Origin of the sequence: Enterococcus larvae (genome assembly GCF_017830045.1) — a bacterium.
In the GTDB taxonomy this organism is placed as follows: Bacteria; Bacillota; Bacilli; order Lactobacillales; family Enterococcaceae; genus Enterococcus_L; species Enterococcus_L larvae.
On the sequence record NZ_JAEDXU010000009.1, the window covers coordinates 38,923 to 62,150 of the forward strand.

At 40.8% G+C, this 23,228-nt stretch carries 18 protein-coding genes; 16 read left to right on the top strand and 2 right to left on the bottom strand.

The genetic code is table 11. The features are described from left to right. The first annotated feature begins 287 nt into the window (after positions 1 to 287). The 4 genes from rapZ (at position 288) to I6N96_RS15420 (ending at position 4,662) form a co-directional block, all read left to right on the top strand. The gene (gene rapZ / locus I6N96_RS15405) at positions 288 to 1,172 is read left to right on the top strand and encodes an RNase adapter RapZ (protein ID WP_209558458.1); all 885 of its coding nucleotides are present in this window, start codon (positions 288 to 290) and stop codon (positions 1,170 to 1,172) included. Next, entirely contained in the window at positions 1,169 to 2,161 is a 993-nt protein-coding gene (locus tag I6N96_RS15410) for a gluconeogenesis factor YvcK family protein (protein WP_209558459.1), read from the top strand. Before rapZ ends, I6N96_RS15410 begins: the two co-directional genes overlap by 4 nt. Positions 2,162 to 2,195: 34 nt before the next feature. Further along, positions 2,196 to 3,131 (top strand): DNA-binding protein WhiA, encoded by a 936-nt coding sequence (gene whiA / locus I6N96_RS15415; protein WP_209558460.1) that lies wholly within the window; start codon positions 2,196 to 2,198, stop codon positions 3,129 to 3,131. Positions 3,132 to 3,369: 238 nt separating this feature from the next. After that, entirely contained in the window at positions 3,370 to 4,662 is a 1,293-nt protein-coding gene (locus I6N96_RS15420; RefSeq protein ID WP_209558461.1) for a hypothetical protein, read from the top strand. Between the two features lie 129 nt (positions 4,663 to 4,791). Here I6N96_RS15420 and I6N96_RS15425 read toward each other — a convergent pair whose 3' ends face one another. After that, on the bottom strand, positions 4,792 to 5,313 hold the full coding sequence (locus I6N96_RS15425; RefSeq protein WP_209558462.1) for a DsbA family protein: 522 nt from the start codon (positions 5,311 to 5,313) through the stop codon (positions 4,792 to 4,794). Between the two features lie 191 nt (positions 5,314 to 5,504). Then, positions 5,505 to 6,098, bottom strand: coding sequence for an ATP-dependent Clp endopeptidase proteolytic subunit ClpP (gene clpP, locus I6N96_RS15430; protein WP_209558463.1), 594 nt, complete (start codon positions 6,096 to 6,098; stop codon positions 5,505 to 5,507). A gap of 486 nt (positions 6,099 to 6,584) precedes the next feature. On the opposite strand from clpP, the gene I6N96_RS15435 reads away from it, so the two are divergent. The 12 genes from I6N96_RS15435 to ilvB all read left to right on the top strand — a co-directional run bounded on the left by I6N96_RS15435 (position 6,585) and on the right by ilvB (position 23,228). After that, positions 6,585 to 7,100, top strand: coding sequence for a hypothetical protein (locus tag I6N96_RS15435; protein ID WP_209558464.1), 516 nt, complete (start codon positions 6,585 to 6,587; stop codon positions 7,098 to 7,100). Between the two features lie 478 nt (positions 7,101 to 7,578). Beyond that, positions 7,579 to 8,886, top strand: coding sequence for a hypothetical protein (locus I6N96_RS15440; protein WP_209558465.1), 1,308 nt, complete (start codon positions 7,579 to 7,581; stop codon positions 8,884 to 8,886). Between the two features lie 652 nt (positions 8,887 to 9,538). Next, complete coding sequence (locus I6N96_RS15445; protein WP_209558466.1) at positions 9,539 to 10,252, top strand: winged helix-turn-helix domain-containing protein; 714 nt, start codon at positions 9,539 to 9,541, stop codon at positions 10,250 to 10,252. 205 nt (positions 10,253 to 10,457) lie between these two features. Further along, entirely contained in the window at positions 10,458 to 14,369 is a 3,912-nt protein-coding gene (locus I6N96_RS15450) for a pectate lyase-like adhesive domain-containing protein (RefSeq protein WP_209558467.1), read from the top strand. Between the two features lie 19 nt (positions 14,370 to 14,388). Further along, complete coding sequence (locus I6N96_RS15455) at positions 14,389 to 14,757, top strand: LPXTG cell wall anchor domain-containing protein (RefSeq protein WP_209558468.1); 369 nt, start codon at positions 14,389 to 14,391, stop codon at positions 14,755 to 14,757. Further along, positions 14,757 to 15,551 (top strand): WxL domain-containing protein, encoded by a 795-nt coding sequence (locus I6N96_RS15460; protein WP_209558469.1) that lies wholly within the window; start codon positions 14,757 to 14,759, stop codon positions 15,549 to 15,551. Before I6N96_RS15455 ends, I6N96_RS15460 begins: the two co-directional genes overlap by 1 nt. 35 nt (positions 15,552 to 15,586) lie before the next feature. After that, a complete protein-coding gene (locus I6N96_RS15465; protein ID WP_209558470.1) occupies positions 15,587 to 16,393 on the top strand; it encodes a WxL domain-containing protein in 807 nt (268 codons plus the stop codon). Between the two features lie 99 nt (positions 16,394 to 16,492). Next, positions 16,493 to 17,581, top strand: a complete 1,089-nt coding sequence (locus I6N96_RS15470) for a WxLIP family cell surface protein (RefSeq protein WP_209558471.1) — start codon at positions 16,493 to 16,495, stop codon at positions 17,579 to 17,581. A gap of 37 nt (positions 17,582 to 17,618) precedes the next feature. Then, the gene (locus I6N96_RS15475; RefSeq protein ID WP_209558472.1) at positions 17,619 to 18,284 is read left to right on the top strand and encodes a hypothetical protein; all 666 of its coding nucleotides are present in this window, start codon (positions 17,619 to 17,621) and stop codon (positions 18,282 to 18,284) included. 40 nt (positions 18,285 to 18,324) lie between these two features. Then, positions 18,325 to 19,146, top strand: coding sequence for a signal peptidase I (gene lepB / locus I6N96_RS15480; protein ID WP_245187002.1), 822 nt, complete (start codon positions 18,325 to 18,327; stop codon positions 19,144 to 19,146). Positions 19,147 to 19,634: 488 nt separating this feature from the next. Next, positions 19,635 to 21,326, top strand: coding sequence for a dihydroxy-acid dehydratase (gene ilvD, locus I6N96_RS15485; protein WP_209558473.1), 1,692 nt, complete (start codon positions 19,635 to 19,637; stop codon positions 21,324 to 21,326). 213 nt (positions 21,327 to 21,539) lie between these two features. Beyond that, complete coding sequence (gene ilvB, locus I6N96_RS15490) at positions 21,540 to 23,228, top strand: biosynthetic-type acetolactate synthase large subunit (RefSeq protein WP_209558474.1); 1,689 nt, start codon at positions 21,540 to 21,542, stop codon at positions 23,226 to 23,228.

Genomic DNA, 23,228 nt, shown 5'->3' on the forward strand with positions numbered 1-23,228 from the left:
ACATCGGACCACAAGAATAAAGAATCTGTGAAGTTATCTGATCAGATTCTACAACAATACGAAGGAGAACCAATTCCCTTTATATCAAGAATGCTAGGGAATAGGCTATCGGACCACAAAGATGAAGACTCAGGACAATTACTTGACCTGAGTCCACCACAATAAAAAGGAGAGCCATTATTCTGGTGTAGGAACATCTAGAAATAATGGACATCGGACCACAAAAATGAAGACTCAGGACAATTACTTGACCTGATTCCACCACAATATAAAGGAGACTGATTTTTATGGTAGATAATTTGCAATTGATCATTATCACAGGGATGAGTGGAGCCGGAAAAACGGTTGCTGTTCAATGTTTTGAAGATATGGGTTATTTTTGTATTGATAATATGCCTCCTAGCTTGATTCCAAAATTTTGGGAGTTGATCAAGGAGTCTGGAAAGGTTTCTAAAATTGCATTAGTTGTCGATTTACGTTCCCGTTCATTTTTCAGAGAGATTCAAAATATGCTTGTAGAAATAGAAAATACGAATGTGATCGACACAACTGTAATGTTCCTAGATGCGACAGATGAGGAGCTTGTTTCACGCTACAAAGAAACTCGGAGAACGCACCCTCTGGCAATGGATGGTCTGATTACTGAAGGGATCAGAAAGGAACGCGGCTTACTGGAAGAAATCAAGGGTGATGCACAGCTTGTCATTGATACGACCGAGTTGTCTCCTCGACAATTGAGAGAGCGAATAAGCAATGAGTTTCGATCCAGAGATACACATGAATTCAGAATTGAAATGGTTTCATTTGGTTTTAAGTATGGATTGCCGATAGACGCTGACATTGTTATGGATGTGCGTTTTTTACCTAACCCTCATTATATTCCAGAGCTGCGACCGCTCACCGGCTTAGAAAAATCTGTGTATGATTATGTCATGGAGTTTCCGGAAACAGAAGAATTCTATACTCGATTTACCGGCTTACTGGAATTTGTGTTGCCCGGGTACAAAAAAGAAGGAAAATCCAATGTGACGATTGCCATTGGATGTACTGGCGGTCAGCATCGCTCTGTAGCGCTGACAAAACGTATTTCTGAAGAACTTGAAAAATATTATCATGTGAATGTCACGCATAGAGACAAAGATAAGAGGAAAGAGACGGTGAATCGCTCATGAAAACTTATCGAATCCGCAAACCTAAAATCGTTGTTGTCGGCGGCGGTACTGGACTGCCTGTTATTTTGAAAAGTTTGAGAAATCAAGGTGCAGATATCACTGCTGTTGTAACAGTCGCTGATGACGGTGGAAGTAGTGGCGAGATTCGTAAGTCAATGAACCTGACACCACCGGGGGATTTGAGAAATGTCCTAGTTGCTCTTTCAGATATGCCGCAACTATATGAAGACATTTTTCAATACCGCTTCAATGAACAAGATAAATACTTTGCTAATCATGCCATCGGAAACCTGATCATTGCGGCAGTTTCGGAAATGAGAGGCAGCACCTATGAAGCAATTCAGTTACTATCTAAAATGATGCATGTGGATGGCCACATTTACCCGTCGTCGGAGAGACCACTGACACTTCATGCTGTTTTTAAAGATGGGACAGTTGCTGTCGGAGAATCGAATATTGCAGTGGATCGAAAAACGATCGATCACGTATTTGTCACGAATACAAATGATGATGAACAACCGAAAGCTGCGAGAAAAGTTGTTACTGCTATTGAAGAAGCTGATATGATTGTTCTAGGTCCGGGAAGTCTGTTTACAAGTATTCTACCTAACTTAGTCATTGGAGAGATTGGTGAAGCGATTCTTAAGCGTACAGGTGAAGTTGTATACATCTGCAACATCATGACGCAAAAGGGTGAGACTGAGCATTTTACAGATGCGGATCATATTCGTGTGCTTCACGAGCATCTTGGTGAGAAATTTGTCGATACTGTGCTGGTAAATACTGAGCCAGTACCGGAAGGCTATATGGATTTTGATGTTTATGATGAATATCTTATTCAGGTAGTCCATGATTTTCAGGGACTTCGAGAAGAGGGCTGCCGTGTCATTTCGACGGATTTTCTTGAGCTGCGAAATGGCGGCGTGTTCCATGATGGCGATAAAGTGGTCGAAGAACTTTTCAGAATAGTTTTCGGCGCAAAATATTGATAGATAAATTATTGTAGGAAGGGAGGGATATATTATGTCATTTGCTTCAGATGTGAAAAAAGAGCTGACGACACTTGAGGTTCATAGAGAACATGCACGAGCAGAACTGGCCGCATTGATTCGTATGAATGGTTCATTAAGCTTGGTCAATCAACAATTTGTTCTGAATGTGCAAACGGAAAATGCGGCAATCGCCAGAAGAATCTACACCTTATTGAAGGATCACTATGATGTACGATCGGAACTGTTGGTTAGAAGAAAAATGAAGCTGAAAAAGAACAATGTCTATATTGTTCGCCTAAAACAAGATACAGAAGCGGTTTTGGCAGACTTGGATATCATGGACGGATTGATGTTTCAGGATCACGTTTCAGATGCAATTGTTGGGAATGCACAAAAAATGCGTTCCTATCTCCGAGGTGCTTTTATGGCTACTGGATCAGTCAATAATCCGGAAACCAGCAGATATCATCTAGAGATATTTTCTATTTATGAAGAGCATAACAATGATATTTGCGATATGTTGAATTACTATGACCTGAATGCGCGGACTTTGGAACGCAGAAGCGGTTATATCTCTTACTTAAAAGGAGCAGAAAAGATTGCTGATTTTCTCACCCTGATCGGAGCGACGAACTCCATGTTGAAATTTGAGGATGTTCGAATTGTCCGAGACATGAGAAACTCTGTGAACCGTCTGGTAAATTGCGAGACAGCAAATCTGAATAAGACAATCGATGCTGCCTCAAAGCAAATCGAGAATATTCAATATATTGATAATACAGTAGGGCTGCAGGCATTGCCGGGGAAGCTGCAGGAAATTGCTGAGCTTCGCTTGGAACATCCGGAGGTCAGCTTGAAAGAGCTGGGAGAAATGATTCCTTCCGGGATGATTTCTAAATCAGGTATCAATCATCGGATTCGTAAAATCAATGAGTTTGCGGATAAGCTGAGAGAGAAAAGTGCTTGATGAATGAAACAAGCAAAACGGAATAAGCACATCTGAGTGATAGAAGACATACTCGGATCCGTGCTATTCCGTTTTTTTTGCTTATTCTGCTATTTTTCTTTTTGTCGTTCAAGTATTGGATTAAGCGAATTAATCATTTGTAAACAAAACTGCAATAGTTTACCAACATATTATGGTTAATATTTCTTTAGTAAGTAAGCAGAATGCTGATTATTTAAATCTAAAGGAGAACGAATATATGTTGAATACAAATAAATACGATATACAGGATACTAGTGCAAAGGAAAAAATTCGTACAGGTCAATCATTTTTATATAGGAAAAATGGTTATGAAAGCATGGTTATTGAGTTTCGCTTAAAGGAGGCTGTCTGTGGTGAAGCATTGACCAATTCATTGCGTCAAACATTAAAACGCTATTTCTACTTGACTCAAAAAATGGTCGAGATAGATGGAGATTTTTATTTAGTGAAAAACGAGCTGCCTGTGAAGCTGCGACACAGTGATACGCTGATTCCGCTTGGAGGAGTAGAAGCAAATTACCAATTAATAGATATTAACTATTATGAACGAAACCTGGTCATTTCTTATCATCACGGTCTTTGTGACGGTAGAGGCATACTGCCATTTGTTCGCACGCTCCTTTACTATTATTTTTCAACTAAGGAATCTCAAATGATGAAGCTGACAGGTATACAGCGATCATCCGATCTCTTGCTGGAGGGAGAGCTCTCTGAACCGGGCTATGTTGAATTGAAGTCGGCTCAAAGTGATACACTTCCAACGGTGCATAAAAAAGGATATTCGCTTCCAGAAGCTCGTTGTCAGACAGAACGAATCAAAGAATCTTATCGTTATGAAGTTCAGATAGATTCTGATTCCCTTATGTCTTATGCAAAGGCTGTTCATGGGACACCAGCAACAGTTATTGCTTATTTCTTCTCAAAAGCGATTCAGGAAGTCAAAGGAAATACGAGTGAGGAATCGGTTGTCTGCAACATGGTCACTGATCTGAGAGCAGGTGCGCAGCTGGAGAATACCCATAGAAATTGCGTAAGCAGTCTAACAATCCCTTATGCTGAAGATCGAAATGAACGGGAGGAAATTCAACGCTATCGGGAGAGAATCAATGCCTTCAAGGTGGCGGAAAACATGAGAAATGAGCTTCAAAAAATAATTGCATTGAGTGATCATCTGGATACTTTTCCAACCTTTGAAGAGAAGCAACAGGTTCTTTCCTTTTTTGAAACTCTATTATCAGATACGTACATTCTTAGTTATATCGGTCAAATCAATTTAGGGGAGTATGAGAAGTATATCGAAGAGGTTCATACATACTCTAGTGGGACTCGCGGTTTAAGTATTGAGATCCTGGCATTGTCGGATATGTTCTTTTTAGATATTATGCAGAGCTTTCCCGAAGATAGATACGTGGCTCTATTCGTTAAACTTCTGGCAGCAGAGGGCATCTCTGTCAAATTAAGTGATCCTATAAAATATCGTGTACCGAAAGATAAAATAAGAGCTGTTTAAAAAGGATTAGGATTCCAAAGGAAAATATGCTGGAAATCCATCCATATAACGATAAAAAGACGTGCCAAGAGTGTATCTGCTTAGATACAGTTCTAGCACGTCTTGCTGTTTTTTGAATCCGGACAGTTTTTATTTACTGTCTAAAATAGCACGTAGTTCAGCTTCAGTAATATTCTCGTCGAAAATATGCTCATTAACGATAACCGTGGGAACAAACTTGATATTTGCAGCTTCGGCTTCAGTAATTACTTGTTGCGCAACAATCGAATTGTCCATTTCTGGCAGCTCTAAATTATCCTCCGCAAATTGTTTTACTCCTTCTAAAGACAGTTTTCCCCAATCGTCTTGTGTCGCGTAGATTTGACGGATATCTGTTAGTCCCTTCAACGGTAGTTCATAGTTGATATGTTTGTGCATGACATTTCCAGGAAGCAAGCTTTCTTTTTCCTTATCAAAAAGCTTGATGATTCGTTGCACTTTTCCTTCGTTGACGTATTCAGTCAGAAGATCATAGTATTCTTCAAACCACTGTTTGCAGAATGGACAGCGAACATTCATGAACTCATACATTTTGATTGGTGCAGAATCTTTTCCGATGACTAGTCCGTTGTTTGTTTTTGCAGGTATTGGGTTAATAATTGAAATATCCATAGGTTTGATAACTCCTTTATTGGTTTAAGTGACTTAGTGAAAGAATTTTTAAGTATTGAATAGATGGTTATTTCCTTACAGAATTAGTGTATCGTGTTTTTGAAGAAATCGAAACTAAAAAGAACCTTCTTTCTAGAAGTCGAGAATCTGCCTCGACCTTTAAAGAAAGAAGGCTCTTTATTGTAGTTAAATTAGTTTAAAGAGCTGCTGTTTTCCATTACTTCATCAATCAAGCCGTAATCTTTCGCTTGTTGAGCAGTCATGAAATTATCACGATCGGTATCCTTTTCAATCACTTCAATGGGTTGACCAGTACGTTCAGCCAGAATCTTATTCAAGCGTTCACGTGTATCAAGGATATGTTTTGCAGCGATTTCGATTTCTGTTGCCTGACCTTGAGCACCACCCAGAGGTTGATGGATCATGATCTCTGCATTTGGTAAAGCGAAACGTTTGCCCTTTTGACCTGCTGTCAATAAGAAGCTGCCCATGGAAGCTGCCATTCCTAAAACGATAGTTTGAACATCTGCTTTGACAAAATTCATTGTGTCGAAAATTGCAAGACCCGCAGAAACGCTGCCCCCTGGTGAGTTGATGTACAGATAGATATCCTTTTCAGAGTCCTGAGCGTCTAAGAATAATAACTGAGCGATCACTGAGTTCGCCACATTATCATCGATTGGTCCGCTTAGCATGATGATTCTATCCTTTAATAATCGTGAGTAAATGTCGTAGGCTCTTTCCCCGCGAGATGATTGTTCAATAACTGTAGGTATTAAATTCATAGTTTATGTCCTCCTATATAAAAAGCTTCGCAATGATATTTTAACATAATGCACTTTGTAATGCTTAAAAAAAGTATACTCTAAAGGTCAATAAAGGTCAATGAAAGTGCACCTGAAATTTTTTTATAAAAATACAGCTCGTAACTATCAAATACTTAAAAGAATAAAGTATGAATGATTTTGGGAGAAAGTGCTGGAAATAGGCTTGTTTTGAGTAAATGAAAAGCAAATAACGAATGGATCGAGGCAGAAAGCCGGCACGAATAGATAGGCATAACTTTTTCTTAAACATCTAAAGGAATGGAGACTATTAAAGTAGCTAAACTGATTGATTTATAAAAAACTATAGTTATTTAATTATGTGAGCAAAATAAGTTTGGTATAGAACAATTATGATTTTTGTATAAATCAAGTTTTTTGATTTATCAAAAAAGTAGAATATGCTATACTATTTTAGGTAAACTAATCGATTATGGGGTAAGTCAAATGCTTATATTCTTAGTAGGGATTTTAGGAGTCGTCGTGGGAGCGGCAGTTGTAGCAATTAGTGTTGCACTGCGGATGTCTTATGAAGATAAAAGAGATATGCGGCGTCGAGAGTTGGAAAATTATGTAAAGGAAATAGAATGCTTGAACTTGTTGAATAAGAAAATCAATGAGATCTTGCAGAAAAGAGATATTTATATTGATAAGTCCGTTCATTTTCTTTCTGTAGATGACTGTTATATCAGTATAGATGACTTTATTTATCTGGAATCATTTTCCGCTCAAAATAATTTTTATTTGCCGACCTATTTGATTGATGTTTTCTTCAAGAAAATCATTCATCGAAAGGTCATACTGACACCAGATGAAATTGCTTCTATTGGTGGAAACACTTATAAGGGCGGACGGGTCATTTTAGAAAATTTTTCAGAGGAACTTTTGACGATCATCGAGGATAAGAAACGTCAGATGAAGCGCTTATCAAATAAGCCGCTGCACTATTTCAGAAATGTATAGCGTAGTGTAGTTACACTTGTCGTTCTATAGAAGTCTTGTCAAATTGATTTCTTCAAGACATCATCGTTAAAGTGGAGTACCAATATAGGGAAAAGCATTAATACACGGTTAATTAATAAAATGCGTGAAGTTCAGATCTTAAGAATAAAAGAAATAAGGCAGCTGCTCTGATTTAGAGCAGCTGCCTTATTTGTGTACCTGTCTTAAAGTAATCAGTAAGCTGTAGTTGTGTTATTTAATTATCATGACGCTATTACTGTTTGTCCATTCTAAATCCTACTTTAATTATATAAATCGTTTAATAATCGCTTTATAGTCTAATATTTATATTAATTTTTTATAAATTTTTAGATATTTTCTCAATTATTTCCAAAAGTTTCTAAAAACATGATAGCTGTTATGTTATTTTTAATGTTATTCTTTAATATAGTTATGATCATAACTATAAAAGATAATCATGAGGAAGGAAGAGTAAATAATGAAGGCTTTAAAAGCGGTGTTAGGGACATCAGCAGTTGTTTTAGGCTTTTGCCTGTTGGGCGGCATTGAGAGTGATGCGGCAGTTTTAACGGCTAATACTGACCTAAAGGGATATGACGCAACGATCACAACAAAATCAGACGGAACGAATGTGCTGAAAAATAAATTAGGAGAATTTGAGCTTAATGAAGATTCTGCTATTTATAGTTCAAAAACAATCAAATTAACTCTGAATAACTCTGAACCAGTAAACATTGAATATGTTTATGCGAAAAAGACATTGGAGCTGATTGGTAAAGGAGAAATGAACGTTAGCACTTCCGGTGATATTGGAATCAATGTTGGCGAACATTTTAAAGCATTTAAAACAACAAAATACGGTGTAGGTAAAGTGACTTCTGAAGGAGCGAAGGTTGGACTGCGTGTTCATAATGAGATCCAGATGGAAGGCGGCTCTGTAGAAGCTTTTGGAGCTGAATACGGCATTTACTGTGAAAATGACATCAAACCATACTATAGTGCTGTCTTAAAAGGGACAAGCTCAGAAGGTACTGGAATTTGGGCATACCGTGACATCTATGCATGGAAAGGCGCTACAGTAGTCGGTGAAGGAAAAGTTTCCGGTGCTCGTTCTATTATTGCTCATATCCAAGCTGAAGATGCAGGAAGCTCTATTACAGGGATTTCACATAATATCAACAGTTCACTATCTGCGCTGCATGCGGACAAACAAATGTTAAGAGCTTATAGTGGGGCAGTAGTTCGTGAAGAATATAAGAATCCGGGATTTGTCATTACAGATGACGTTGCATTGAATCTAACGTCATCTTATAAGACAGTAGCAAGAAATATGTCTAATATGGCAAATTACGCATGGTCATCAGATCCTGAAAGTGTTTATAACACAAGCAGCGGCTTGCTTGGAGATGTAACAAAACCATTTTCAAATGGTACAATCACAGGGGTACGTAAAGATCCTAAGACCTGTGCAAGAAAAGATGAAGTGACACAGCTTAAGAAGAATGGAACACATGAAGTGATTTTCTCTGGAACATCTTCTTACTATATAATGCCAGTTATCACTCGTCATTATGTAAATCCTTACTCAGGTACAGAATATCCACTTTATAAAGAAGTTATCCATTATGTAGAAGTAGGACAGCTAGTTAAAGTTGACGACTTCATGATTGATTTTGGTGCGGAAGCAGAAGCAGACTATGAAGGTGCTGACAAGGCTGACTTCATTGCTGTGAAGAACGGATCAGAAGTAGTTATCAATTATTACTATAAAGCTGAGCTGGATTAGTCTCGGAATATAAGAATAATAGCTGAAATGAAATAGAAAATGGGACAAGCAACAATAGAGATTCGGACTCTATGACTGCTTATCCCGTTTTTTATGTCAAATTATTTTCAAAAATAAAATATTATCAAATTATTTCTCTAATGTATATATATTGAGAAATAATTAATTTGTATCACAAAATAATGATAAAACAATTTTTAATAGAAGTCTATAGGAAAATTTATCAATTTTTTATTAAAAATTGATAAATGTTGAGAGAAACGAGAATATTTTCATATTATATGTAAAAACGATTTGGAAATGTTTTGATATTAAAATTATATATTTTGGTATTACTAAGGATATTCTCACTATTTGTTGAGGAAAGGATCATTATTAGTGTTTTAACCGTCAGCTGAGCCGTCAGTCTTAAAAAATCCAAGAGGGATTATGGCCAGAACTTACCTCGGAACGATTTTATTTGATTTAAGATTTATTTCATGCAAATAAGCAAATCTAAAGCCGTCTAATAAGCCGTCTGGAAATCTAAAAACATTGATTTTATTGATAGAATTGATTCGTTTCTCAAAGTATATACCTTTGAGAAAAAATAATAATAAATATTTTTTCTATAAAATGAGAAAAATGAATATTTAAAGGAGGAAGACCATTCATGAATGCAGGGATTATTAATTTATCAGTAGATTTTGCTGAATCTTATTCTGAGGAATTGAAAAGAAACGATATCAATGTTATTCAACTAACATCGGATGACTTTGAACAGAAGATTTCAGAGCTTGATGCAATAATCATTCGAGAAAATCCAGATGAAGATACAGCAAGAACGTGCAGCATTCTGTTGAAATTGAAGGAAAAATCTGATGCCTATGTTTGGGTTTTTTCTTCCAACACGCAAAAACTAATGAGAACAGTGTATTTGCAGTTGGGAGCACTAGGCGTCGTTTCTGAGGAATGTGATGAGAGTGAGCTGCAACTAATTATCTCAAACAGTTTAAATAGAAGAAGCGAATGGCTCGTTGAAAAAGAATCGGATGCTGTTGCTGCATCTGCTATTGATGACCATGAGGAATTAGAGGACGGCAGGATAGAACTGATACCTAGGAATTTTGCGGTAAAAGTCGATGGGAAGAAGGAAATACCACTGACGAGGCTTGAGTATAAGATGATGGAAATCCTTCATGCAAATAAAAATAATACAGTTACATATGAAGAACTGTCTGAAGAAGTATGGAGTGAGACCTTTAAAAATAAAACATATCGAATTGCAAACTTGATTTTCCATCTAAGGGAAAAAATTGAGGATAACTCAGTCAACCACGCAGTTATTCGTACCATTCGTTCGAAGGGATACATGTTAGTAGATTAGACAACAGGTCATGGCGGTTCTGATCGAATGACGGTGACTGAAGAAAAAAAACTGTATTTCATTTTCTGACAATGCAATAGATAAAGAAAAAACACAATATGAAATTCTAAATTTATTGTTTTTGAAGGATTATTGAAATAAATGTATCTCTGTCAATTAAACATTGATTGAGATACCAAAATATTAAGGGAAGGAGGAAAATAGATTGGAGATTAAAAGAAAGAGCTGGCTGAAATGGGTAAGTAGAGGTCTGATTTTAGCCATCTTTTTTGCAGGAATTCTTGGATTGAGAAATGTTACTTCCATTAATGCAAATGAAGGGTCAAATTATTCATTAGAACTTGTTGATGGAGATTATGCTGATTCCGGCGTAATAAAAGTTAAGTTGACCGTTCACTCTGGGAAAAAGGAAACCTTGAAGCTGAGAGCAGAAGGGACTAGTTTCCTTGATCCGGAAAGCTTTGTAGAAGATTTGAACACTGAACTGCAAAGTGCGATTGATGTGGGCACAACATCTGATGATAATGTACTGGAATTGAAAATGACTGGTGAAAGCCAAACCTTCTCTACAGTATTTGAAGCAAATATTGATAGAAGTCAACAATTTTCAGAAGGTAAGATTTCATTAGAAAGCTCAAATGGAGAAACATTAGGCACTGTATCATTTGATCAATTGGACTCGAAAGAAGTTTCAGATGAAGAAAGTGATCAAGCAGATGCGTCAATTCAAGAAGAGACTGCATCGGTAGATTTAGCTTCTTCAAGAATGATCAGCAGTATGTCTTTAGCATTACCGACACCAAGTAATCCGGTTGATGTTAGCACCTGGGCTGAGCTTAGCGCTGCTTTGAGCAGTACGACTGTTGATTGGATCAATCTGAAAGCTGATATCACATCTGGTGCGGCTGTAACTGTTACGAGATCGAAAGTAATTAACGGAAATGATAACGGAACAATTCGAAGATGGGATTCCAGTACACGGGTAGTAACTTTAGGATCAGCTTCGGCAGGTTCTCAAATGACTCTTAGTGATGTAACTATTACAGGAAATAGTGCAACTGCAATGTTCAATGCGTCAACTGCAAATAGCGGCAGCTGGGAAGTTCAATTGGATAATGTTAGTAATTTATCTACCAATGCGCAACCGTTGGCTAACTTAAGAGATGGTAAGGTATTGATCACTGGTACTGGCAATTTGGCAATGACTCGTAGTGCAAACTATATCAATGTAAAGACTTTGGTTGTTACAGATAACGCTGTTATAGATGCGCAACTTGCAAATACATTTTACGAAACAACTGTTGATGCCTCTAGCGTAACAGTTGAAGGTGGTTCCAAGCTGACTGTTTATTCTGCTACGGATAATGTTATTCGAAGTAGTGGCCAGGTTGATTTCACCTTTAAAGGCCAAGGAACAGAAGTTGATTTCTCTGGAAGCTATACAACCTCAGGATCTGGTGGTGGACTTGTATCCATTAATAATGACAATTCCAATATCAATGTTTTAGATGGGGCTTATGTGAGTGTTCGGAGCTTAGCTGCGAGTAGTGCAACTCCTGCAATCATGATGATGAGTCGAGGCGGTATTTTCACCGTAGATGGCGGAAGTAAGCTTTATTTGGAGTCAGGTAGTAATACTAATAACCTGTCATCTGTACTGCGTTTTCGTTCCAGAGGATATATGACCTTTGATGTAAAGAACAATTCAACTATTGAAATCAATCGTACTGGCGGTAATTCAGCTGCCCTTCGTATGTATGGAGATGGAAATGTTGTCAATGTATCTAGTGGATCAGACGTTATTCTTACGAACGAAGGTAGCGGTACTCCGTTAGCCCCAGGGGGAGACGGAAGAAACCAAGGTGTCCATTACGATAGTGGTTCAACGTCAATTCCTTCTGAGTTCAATTTAACAGGAGAAAATTCTGCGGTAACGATTGATGCCGATTATGGTGCTGCAATTGATGGTAACGGAAGTGCAACGAATATTGTTGCCGGAGCCGGTACATATTTTGTAGCCCGTGGACGAACACCTGGAGCGAATGAAGCGATATTTGCTGCTGGGAGTGCACCAATTACAGTTACTATGGATCATCCGAAGTATTTTGACTTCAGAAACGATCGTCCAGGCGGCGGGAATGTTTTCCAAGGAACTGCAGCTTCTGTATTTACCTTGAATAATTCCATGCTGGCTGTCTGGGAAAACGGAAGAAATCTGGATGGAAATCCTTCGAAATCTTGGACAGTGATGGATAGTGTTTGGACGGGTGTTAACTTTGCAAACGGAACATCTTCAAACAACCCGGAATTCAATAGCTCATTTTTGGGAGCACCAGCTTATTCAAGAATGACTGCCAATAACCAGGCAGCTGTTATTGATGAATTGCGTGTGCCGACAGATGCAGATAAGTATATCTGGGGACATGCCTCTGTTCCGGAAGGAAAAATGGATGATCCTAGAGATGCCTATACAGATGAAGTTCATGTCAGAGTCGAAGTTTACAATGGAGACGGCAGCTTTGCTTATGAAGCAGTAGGTTCCTCTATTGGAGATGGAGAAGATGACGACGGAATCGCTGTTTATGGCGATGATGAAAGAGCAGGTATCTTTAAAATCAATGTTCCAAACGGTGAGTTTTTAACTTCAGATCAGACAATCAAAGTGATTGCTGCATGGCGCGGCTTATTGGAAAACGAAGGGACTTCCCTTGTTTATGACAGTGAAGCTTCTGATTTGCAAACACCTGAACGTATTGTTTTGGATGTAACACCACCAGAGCCGACTGCATTAACGGATGAAAATCTGAATAATGTAACGAAAGTCCTTTCAGGCAAAAATGCTGAAAAGGGTGCTTTGGTTCATGTGTACTATAATTCAGGCGACCGTGCTTCAGGAACTTTATTGGGAACGACTACGGTTCAACCCGACGGAAGTTGGTCATTCAATCTTCCTTATTATGTAGAGAAGACAAAGGAGCTTAGCGTTTATCTGTCAGATGACGCTGGACAGCATACAGCTGCCCAAGTAGTCTCTGCACCGGGAGAAACCCCTGTATTATACGATCAAACAGGCTTGGTCAAACCACCGGTTACGAATATCAGTACCGGAAACATCAATCCTTACAACGATTATTCGTACCATGATGCTGTTTTCAAAGGTGTTGAGAAATACACTGTTACAGATGTGATACCCGTACCTACTTTACAAAAGGGTGTGACATCAAGCGCAGGCGATAGTGTCTCTGTTGGTGATACATTGACGTATAGCTTGACAGCTAAGAATACAAAATCAGGATCAAAAGATTGGGCAGAGGTTGTATTGGAAGATACATTACCAGAAGGCCTAGCATTTGATGAAGCGAATCATGGCATCACGATCACCTTGTACAATGCGTCGGAAACACCGGGAACTGATCCTGGCACACCGATCACTGTTGATACTGACAGCTTTGAATACAATGAAAGTACTCGTCTACTGACAATCAATGTTGGGAATATCCCAGCGTTACACACGGTCGTTGCGACATTCAATGTAAAAGCTGCCAGTGCTTCTGAAACGGATATCTTGAACAAGGCATTCGCTAAAGGGGATTCTCCTCAGGAAGCAACCTTTGTTGAGGGCGGAACTGTTGTTGGTCCATTCATTTCTCTGGAAGCAGAATCCAATGAAATTGGTCTGCCGGGTGGAGAATTATATGGTGGATTGACTTTTGTTTCAGCACCAACAACGATTGACTTTGGGGTTCAGGCAGTTAAAACGTCTGTTCAACGAATCAATCACCCAACCTCTATGAGCGGTGATCTAGCTATTCAGGATACACGGAAAACTCGCAGTCAGTGGAAGCTGATGGCGAAGATAACCAGTGACTTGAGTAACGGAACAGACACTGTCACAGATGCATTGATCTATGTGTACAACGGCAATGATGTGGTATTAGGCTCCGGCTCGCAAGAAGTGGCCAAACATACCAACACGGATACTGATGTATACAAAATCAATGACAGCTGGTCAGAGAGCGGCGACGGCTTGAAGCTGGAAACCAAAATCGGTGCCGTACAATCGATCGGTGACTATGTGGGAACCATTACATGGGAACTGGTGGAAGCACCACTTTAACAGAGAGGACGTATAACGAATGAAAAAGAAACACTTCTTACACTATCTTGTACTGCTCTCTGTTGGGGTATTTCTGACTGGTGTTCCAATGTCCTCTTGGGCAATGGAAGGCGGTCAGGTGGGGCAGCAAGGAGTAATCGAGTTCTATGTAGACAGTACAGAACCTTCTGAGAGCTCAACAACCGAACCTCCAGTCGCTTCTTCGACAGAAGAACCGCCAACAAGTACGACAACTTCCTCATCGGCTGTAGTTCAAAAGCCGGCAGGAAAGTATCCCAGTACTGGTGAAGTCGTTCAACGCTCGTTGATGTTGAGCGGAGCGGCAGTGATCGCTCTTGTCTTGTTGTTCTTCGTGATGAAAAAACGAAAAGAAAAGAGGGAGTCATAATGAAAAAAGCCTTTAGGCTGTTATGTACAGCCGGACTTCTGACTGCTTTTCTATCTGGGACACAGGCATTTGCAGAGGCAGACAAGCTGGATTCTAACGGAAACATTACGTTTGAACGAAGCTTGCAGCCGCCAATCATTGTTGATCCGGAGAATCCTGAAACGCCGGTCGATCCGGGAGAAACCCCATCAACCGATGGCTATCTCCGCTTGGACTTTGTGCCAAGGCTGGATTTCGGCAGAAACAGGGTATCTGATAAGGATCAGGCGTATGAAGTCAATGCGCAGCTGTTTCACAGCGACACCAATGCACGCGGGAATTATGTGCAGGTAACGGACAGTCGCGCCACAGGCGCAGGTTGGACCTTACAGGTTCGTCAAGAAACGAATTTTACTTCTGTAGAGAATTCTGAAGACATCTTGAAGGGTGCATTCTTATCTTTTGATAAAGCATGGGCAAATTCCATCATGGATCAAAAGTACGCACCCGGCTTTCAACAGGATGTGATCGAATTAGATAAGATCGGGATGACGTATGATGTGGCCACTGCAAAGCAGGGCACCGGTTACGGCACTTGGCTGATCGCCTTCGGTGCTTCAGAAGAAAATACCGCTGGTTTAGCGTCAACTCTGACACCGTTGGTGGATGAGAGCGGCAATGCCGTGATGGATGCGACCTTCAACAAGCAGGTATACAAGAACAGTGCCATCACCTTTTTCGTACCCGGTTCGGTGGAAAAGAAACCCGTACACTATCAAACGGTGCTAACTTGGATCATTGCCGAGTTACCATAAATAAAACACACACACAATACTAGGAGGAAACACACATGAAATTGAAAACATTATGTTCAGCAGCATTAGTAGCAACTATCTTATTCGGATCGGCAGCATCAGCATTCGCTGAAGACGGCGACGCAACAAAAATGACAAGTAACGGAACAATCACTTACGAAGAGGACAACACACCAAATCCTCCAGTCGATCCAGAAGATCCAGAAGAGCCAGTAGACCCAACTGAACCAGTTGTACCTAACCCAGATGGCGGACCATTGGCTGTTGATGCGGTAACAAACTTGAGCTTCATGACTCAAAAAGCGGTAACAACTGACCAAACATACTTTGCAAAACAAATCGAAGTATTCAAAGAAGGCGTTTCTGATGGTACTCGTGGTAACTACGTACAAGTAACTGACAAACGTTTGGCTTCACCAACTAACCCTCGTACTGGTTGGACACTGAAAGCTAAAATGTCACAACAATTCCAAGCATCAGCTACTGACAAATTAGGTGGAGCTACATTGACTTTCACAAATCCTTACATTGACGGAGCTGGAGCTGACGCTCAAAAACCAGTATTAGGCGCATCTGCAAGTAACTTCACTTTAGATGAATCTGGAAATGAAATTGAAGTAATGAGCGCAGCTGATGGAAATACAGGTTTCGGTACTTGGACAATTGAATTTGGTTCAAGCGCAGGCGTAAACGGAGCAGACGATACGACTGGTATTCCAAATGCAACAGACGCTAACCTTATCGAAAACGGATCTATTTCACTATTCGTACCAGGTAGCACTGTGAAAACTGCCTCTACTTACACTGGTAAAGTATTGTGGACAATCGAGGCTGGTATCTAATTTATTAGATAAACAGTAAAGAAATAAATAAGTAATAGACTGGGCACTAGTTCTGTCAATCGAATTAGTGCCCTGTTTTTTTGAGAGGAAGGACAGCTTATGAAGAAGCACATCAAACAGTGGCTGCTTTTACTGGCAGTATTAAGCATTAGTTTTATTTTTAGTATCCCTACATATGCAGAAGAAGGAGAAACGGCAACTTCTCAAGCAGCAGAAGAAGCCAGCGGCTTTACATATCAAGTACAGTTTCCAGAGAATCAACGAAGTGAGAGTGGTTATTTTGACCTGAGAATGGCGCCAGGGCAGCAACAGACAGTCGAGATCCTACTGAAAAATCACGGCAAAGAAGAATTGACGGTGAATGTGGGCTTGAACGGTGCTCGAACCAACCCCAACGGGGTCATTGAATACGGTCCGACGAAGTTGGAAGCCGATGCCTCAATGAAATATGAATTTACCGATATCGTCAAAGGACCGGAATCGGTGACATTGGCTCCGGGAGAAGAGAAGAGCTTGCCATTGGAAATCACGATGCCGGAAGCTTCTTTTGACGGCATGATTTTAGGCGGTATCCAACTTCAGCGCCAATCAAACGATGAAGAAAATGAAGCGGATCAAGGCATGATGATCATTAATGAATATGCCTATGTGGTAGCGATGGTCCTAAATGAGACAGATACAGAAATCGCACCGGATCTGTCCTTTATCAAGGCGTATGCCAGTCAACCGAACTACCGAAACTCGATTGTTATCGACTTGGGTAATATCGTTGCAGCGCCAATCAAAGGAATGACCGTGGAAGCGCAAATCATGGGTGAAACCAGCGATACTGTGCTGTATGACGCGAAGAAGCTGAACATGAACATGGCGCCGAATACAGTATTGAATTTCCCTGTTAGTATGGGGAGTGATGCCATGAAGGCGGGGAAATACCGTGCGCACGTGGTAGCGACATTAGGCGACCAAAAATGGGAATGGACAGAGTCCTTTGAAATCACCAAAGAACAAGCAGACAAGTTCAACCGAGAAGCCGTCGGCTTGGTGCAGGAACAAGGCCTCGACTGGCAGCTGATTGCCATGATCGTCGGTGGTGTGGTTGCCGTGGTGGTGGTGATCTTCCTGATCATTCACTTTGTGGGCAAAAATAAGAAAAAGAACAGTAAGAAAAATAGAAAAAAGAAAAAGTAACCGAAGCAGACTGGTTTGGTGAGAAAGGAGGAGCAAAATGACAACGTTGGATTTGATTGCAGTAATTGCGTTAGCATCAGCTATCCTTTTTCTCCTATTCACGGTTCTTTTGGTCGTGCTGCGTGTGCGGCTGGGCAGACAGCTGACAAAGCTGAAGCGTGTTCGAACAAAGAACAAGAAGAAGCGAAAACGACTGATGCGCCAGCGGCGAGGGGTAGAAAAAAAGCGTCGGAAATACCTGATATGGGCCCTCTTGTTATTCGTTTTGGCGGGTGTAGGAGCGGGGACTTCAGCGTATACCATCTACTATCAGTCGACAAACCTGAACCAGAAGGATCAGGAGCTGATGGTGAAAGGCTATTACTATCTTGGTGATATTGAAGATCAGTTGGCCTTGGCAGAAAGCGGCGAAGGCGGTGAAGAGCTTGGGAATGATTTTGCGACACTGGCTTCCCGATTGGGCACCTTTGCGGTTGCCCGTGCTGATTATCGTCTAGGTAGTGACTACCAGCAGCTGTTGAACCGTTATTATTCGTCCTTGAAGGATTTGGGGATTAACTTGGCTTCGAGAAATTCAGGATTTTATACGAACGCGGAAGAGCTGGCTGATTTTAAGGAAGATTTGGCGAAGGTACGAAGCAACCAGAAAGAGGTATTCAAGACTTTTTCTGTCAATGAAGCGTCATTGAAGGAGCAGAAATAGGCCCTTCATGACACCGAGCGAAGGAGGGAGTGAGGACTGCATGACCCAAGCGCAAGCTGAGAAGAAACGACGAAAGAAACCAAACACGTCAGGGAAGCAGAAGGATCGAACTCCAAAAGAACCAATCAAGGACGGCCAATCAAAATCGTCAAGTAAGACAAAGAAAAGAAAAAACAATGTCCCGCAGGACAGACAAAGACCGCTTAATAAGGAAAAGAAAAAAACGTCATCACAGGCTGGAAAAAGAAAAAATGCTCCTTTGGAGCACAAAAGAAAACGACCGAATCAAAAGAAACGAAGAAAGAAACGATCGAAGAAGCAAATGATTCAACGATTGTTGCTTGAGATAGCTGTAGCTATTGTAGCTACAGGTGCTCTGATTTGGCTGGTCTCTCTATTTCTTTTTTCCGCGGTAAAAGTTGATGGGTATGGGATGTTGCCGACATTAGGCGCAAATGACACAGTTTTTGTATCCAAGCAGCGCACGATTCGACGGTTTGATCTGGTGGCGATCCAGACACCAAATGGAAAAGGTGTTTCTGTTCGCCGAGTCATCGGTCTGCCGGGTGAGAATATCAGCTACAAGCAAGATCGACTTTATGTGAACAATGAAGAAAAGGAAGAGCGGTTTATCGCGGATGCGATAGCACAGGCAGATGCTTCCAACAGCTATTATACGGATGATTTCAGTTTGTATAAGCTGACCAAGGAACATCAGATCCCATCAGGACAATACCTTGTTCTGGGGGATAACCGTCCGTATTCCAGTGACAGTCGTTATTATGGATTGATTGACAAAGAAGACATCATCGGTGTTGTGACCATGAGAATCTTTCCTCTCCATCAAATGACAAAATTCTAGCGTACTACAGCTTACAGCTAGGTAATAACATAGAAAAGGTACAGTGTGATTTTAACCGAAATCATACTGTGCTTATTTGAGTTTCTCCTCTATTTTCTGAGTTTCTATTGTTTTTATGTATATAGAATCCTGTAATTTTTTTCAGACTAAAATAAATAAAACAGTTTTTTTGAATTTTCTGAATTTTCTATTGACATTCTAATTTATAGGGTTTATAGTTAACAAAAGCTTTTCGAATTCACATTTTATTTTAATCATAATCGATTTATATACGAAGGAGAATTCCCATTATGAGAAAGACAACCAATTTTGAATTAGTCATTATTTTATTAAACAGGACTTAGAACACTGAGATTTTTGGCAGATGTTTGAGTCCTATTCGTCTTTAGTGAATGGGATTCTTGCTAAAGCATCCCATTAATGGGGTGCTTTTTTTGTAGGAAAAAGTTAAATGAAATGTCTTGAAAACTAGAAATGGAGTGAAGAATATGCGAAGCGATAAGATAAAAAAAGGAATAGAGGCTGCCCCAGCGAGGAGTCTGCTGTATGCAACAGGGCAGGTAAAAAGTGCTAGGGATATGGAGAAACCGTTTATTGCGATTTGTAACTCATACATTGATATCGTACCGGGACATGTCCATTTGAGAGAATTGGCAGATATTGCAAAAGAAGCGATTCGTGAGGCCGGTGGGATTCCTTTTGAGTTCAATACAATTGGTGTGGATGATGGGATTGCAATGGGGCATATCGGGATGCGCTACTCTTTGCCTAGTAGAGAAATCATTGCAGATGCTGCTGAGACAGTGATCAATGCTCATTGGTTCGATGGCGTTTTCTATATTCCAAATTGCGATAAAATCACTCCTGGAATGCTTTTAGCAAGCGTTCGGACTAATGTACCGGCAATTTTCTGTTCAGGCGGTCCAATGAAGGCAGGAATCGATCCGAGAGGGCACACAGCTACATTGTCTTCTATGTTTGAAGCAGTTGGTGCATTTAAAGACGGACAGATGACAGAAGAAGAATTCAACTTTATGGAACAAAATGCTTGCCCTACTTGTGGTTCATGCGCGGGGATGTTCACGGCAAATTCAATGAACTGTCTAATGGAAGTCTTAGGAATGGCACTTCCTGGAAATGGCACGATTTTAGCCGTCTCTGACGAGCGTAGGGAATTGATTCGTGAGTCAGCCTTTCATTTGATGGACCTGGTAAAAAATCAAGTGAAGCCTAGAGACATCATCACAAAAGAAGCAATCGATGATGCCTTTGCGTTAGATATGGCGATGGGCGGTTCAACAAATACAGTTCTGCATACATTGGCAATCGCTAACGAGGCAGAGATCGATTATGAGTTGGAATCAATTAATGAAATCGCTAAAAGAGTACCATATTTGTCTAAAATTGCTCCTTCCTCTGCTTATTCTATGCACGATGTTCATGAAGCCGGCGGCGTGTCTGCCATCCTAAAAGAGCTAGTGGATCTAGGGGATGCCATTCATCCTGATCGAATAACTGTTTCAGGAAAGACACTTCGTGAGAATGTTGCAGAAGCAGTGATCAAAAATGAGGAAGTCATCCATCCGAAGGAAACACCATACAGCCCTGTCGGTGGTTTATCGATTCTCTATGGAAATATTGCTCCAAAGGGTAGTGTAATCAAGGTTGGTGGTGTTGATCCATCAATCAAGGTCTTCAAAGGGACAGCAATTTGCTTCAATTCCCATGATGAAGCTGTTGAGGCAATCGACAATCATACAGTCAAGAAAGGACATGTAGTTGTTATACGGTACGAAGGTCCTAAGGGTGGTCCGGGAATGCCGGAAATGCTGGCACCTACATCAAGTATTGTCGGCAGAGGACTTGGTAAGGACGTAGCACTGATCACAGATGGTCGATTCTCAGGTGCTACTCGCGGAATTGCAGTAGGACATATCTCACCCGAGGCAGCCTCTGGCGGTCCAATCGCATTAATCAACGATGGGGATGAAATAGAGATTGACCTGACTAATCGTACACTGAATGTTCTGGTCGCCGAGGAAGAGCTGGAAGCAAGGAAAGAGACGCTGCCGCGATTCAAGGCAAAGGTAAAAACAGGTTATCTTGCAAGATATACGGCATTGGTAACCTCAGCACATACAGGCGGTGTCATGAGAATACCGGAGGATCTGTTGGAATAGAGAGTAATGGCTGAAGGGCAGTTCATCGAGTCGGTATAATGCAACGTATCTGTCCTTGTGGCTATCTTGACACAACGTTAAATGAACGATGATGGGGTAAAAATAAAGGAATCAAAATGAAGGATACTGTGTTTACTTAAATAAAGCTTTAGCTCAAAAAGTGAATATAAGCTAAGGCTTAAGGAGTTAATTATAAGAACGAGGAGGGCTTCTATGGAAAACATTAAAAGTGGATCAAAAATACTGATAGATTCTCTGCTGCGGCAAGGCGTTGAGATGATCTTCGGTTATCCGGGCGGAGCAGTACTGCCGCTGTACGATGCACTGTATGACGGAGATCTAAGGCATATACTGACGAGACATGAACAGGGAGCAGTACATGCAGCAGAGGGCTATGCAAAGGCAACAGGGAAGCCGGGCGTAGTTGTTGTAACAAGTGGTCCGGGGGCGACAAATGCGGTAACAGGAATCGCGGATGCTATGAGCGATTCCGTACCACTGATTGTCTTCACAGGACAGGTAACAACAAATGGCATTGGTAAGGATGCCTTTCAAGAAGCGGATATGGTCGGCATCACAATGCCAATCACCAAGAATAACTATCAGGTCAGGGATACCTGTGATCTGCCGAGAATCATTGATGAAGCCTTTCACATTGCTACTACAGGAAGGAAAGGTCCAGTGGTGATTGATCTGCCGAAAGACATGACAATCATTGAAACTGAAGCAGTGCATCCGCCTGAACTGGTTCTACCTAGCTATCAGCCAACGGTTTATCCTAATAAGCTGCAGGTTAAAAAATTGATGGAGGAGCTGGAAACAGCGAAAAAACCATTAGTCTTGGCTGGAGCCGGGGTTGTTCAAGCGAATGCCAGTAAGGAACTGACTGAATTTGTAGAAAAGTATCAGCTGCCGGTATTGAGCACGTTGCTGGGGTTGGGAGCAATCCCTTCAGAGCATGAGCTTTTCCTTGGAATGGGTGGGATGCACGGTTCTTTCGCCGCAAATATGGCTCTGACTGACTGTGATTTACTGATCAATATTGGCTCGCGCTTTGATGATCGTCTGGCAAGTGCACCACAGGAGTTTGTCCCAAATGCTATTGTTGCTCATATTGATATCGATCCGGCAGAAATTGGTAAGATCATTGATACAAAAATTCCAATTGTGGCTGATGCAAAAGAAACCTTGAAGGAAATGCTGTCTTATGATTGTGCAGCAATCAGTGAGCATTGGACAGACTGGCGAAAAATCAATTTATCCAGAAAGAAGCTTCATCCTTTTAAGTATGACAAGGAGCAGAAGGAAGAAATCAAGCCTCAGAAGGTCATTGAGTATATTGGTGAGCTGACGAATGGCGAAGCCATCGTAACGACAGATGTTGGACAGCATCAGATGTGGGCGGCACAATTCTATCCATTCAAAAATGAAAAGCAGTTGATCACAAGTGGCGGTTTGGGAACGATGGGGTATGGCATACCTGCGGCAATTGGTGCTCAGCTGGGCTGTAGAGATAAGGAAGTTGTCTTGTTTGTCGGAGATGGCGGTTTTCAAATGACGAATCAGGAAATGGCGATTTTGAATGAATATGATTTGCCGATAAGAATCGTTCTCTTGAACAACCAGTCATTAGGAATGGTTCGGCAGTGGCAGGAAAGCTTCTTCAATCAGCGACGTTCAGAATCTGTATTTACAAGTCAACCGGATTTTCTTAAACTGGCTGAAGCATACGGCGTTAAAGCGGTGCAGATATCTGATCCGGAAACCGTTGAGGAAGAATTGAAGCAGGCGTTTGAGGAAAAAGGACCAATTTTGATTGAAGTTCGAGTATCCCAGACAGAGCATGTTTTACCAATGGTACCTGCCGGTAAGCCAAACTATCAAATGCTGGGGGTGGAGTAG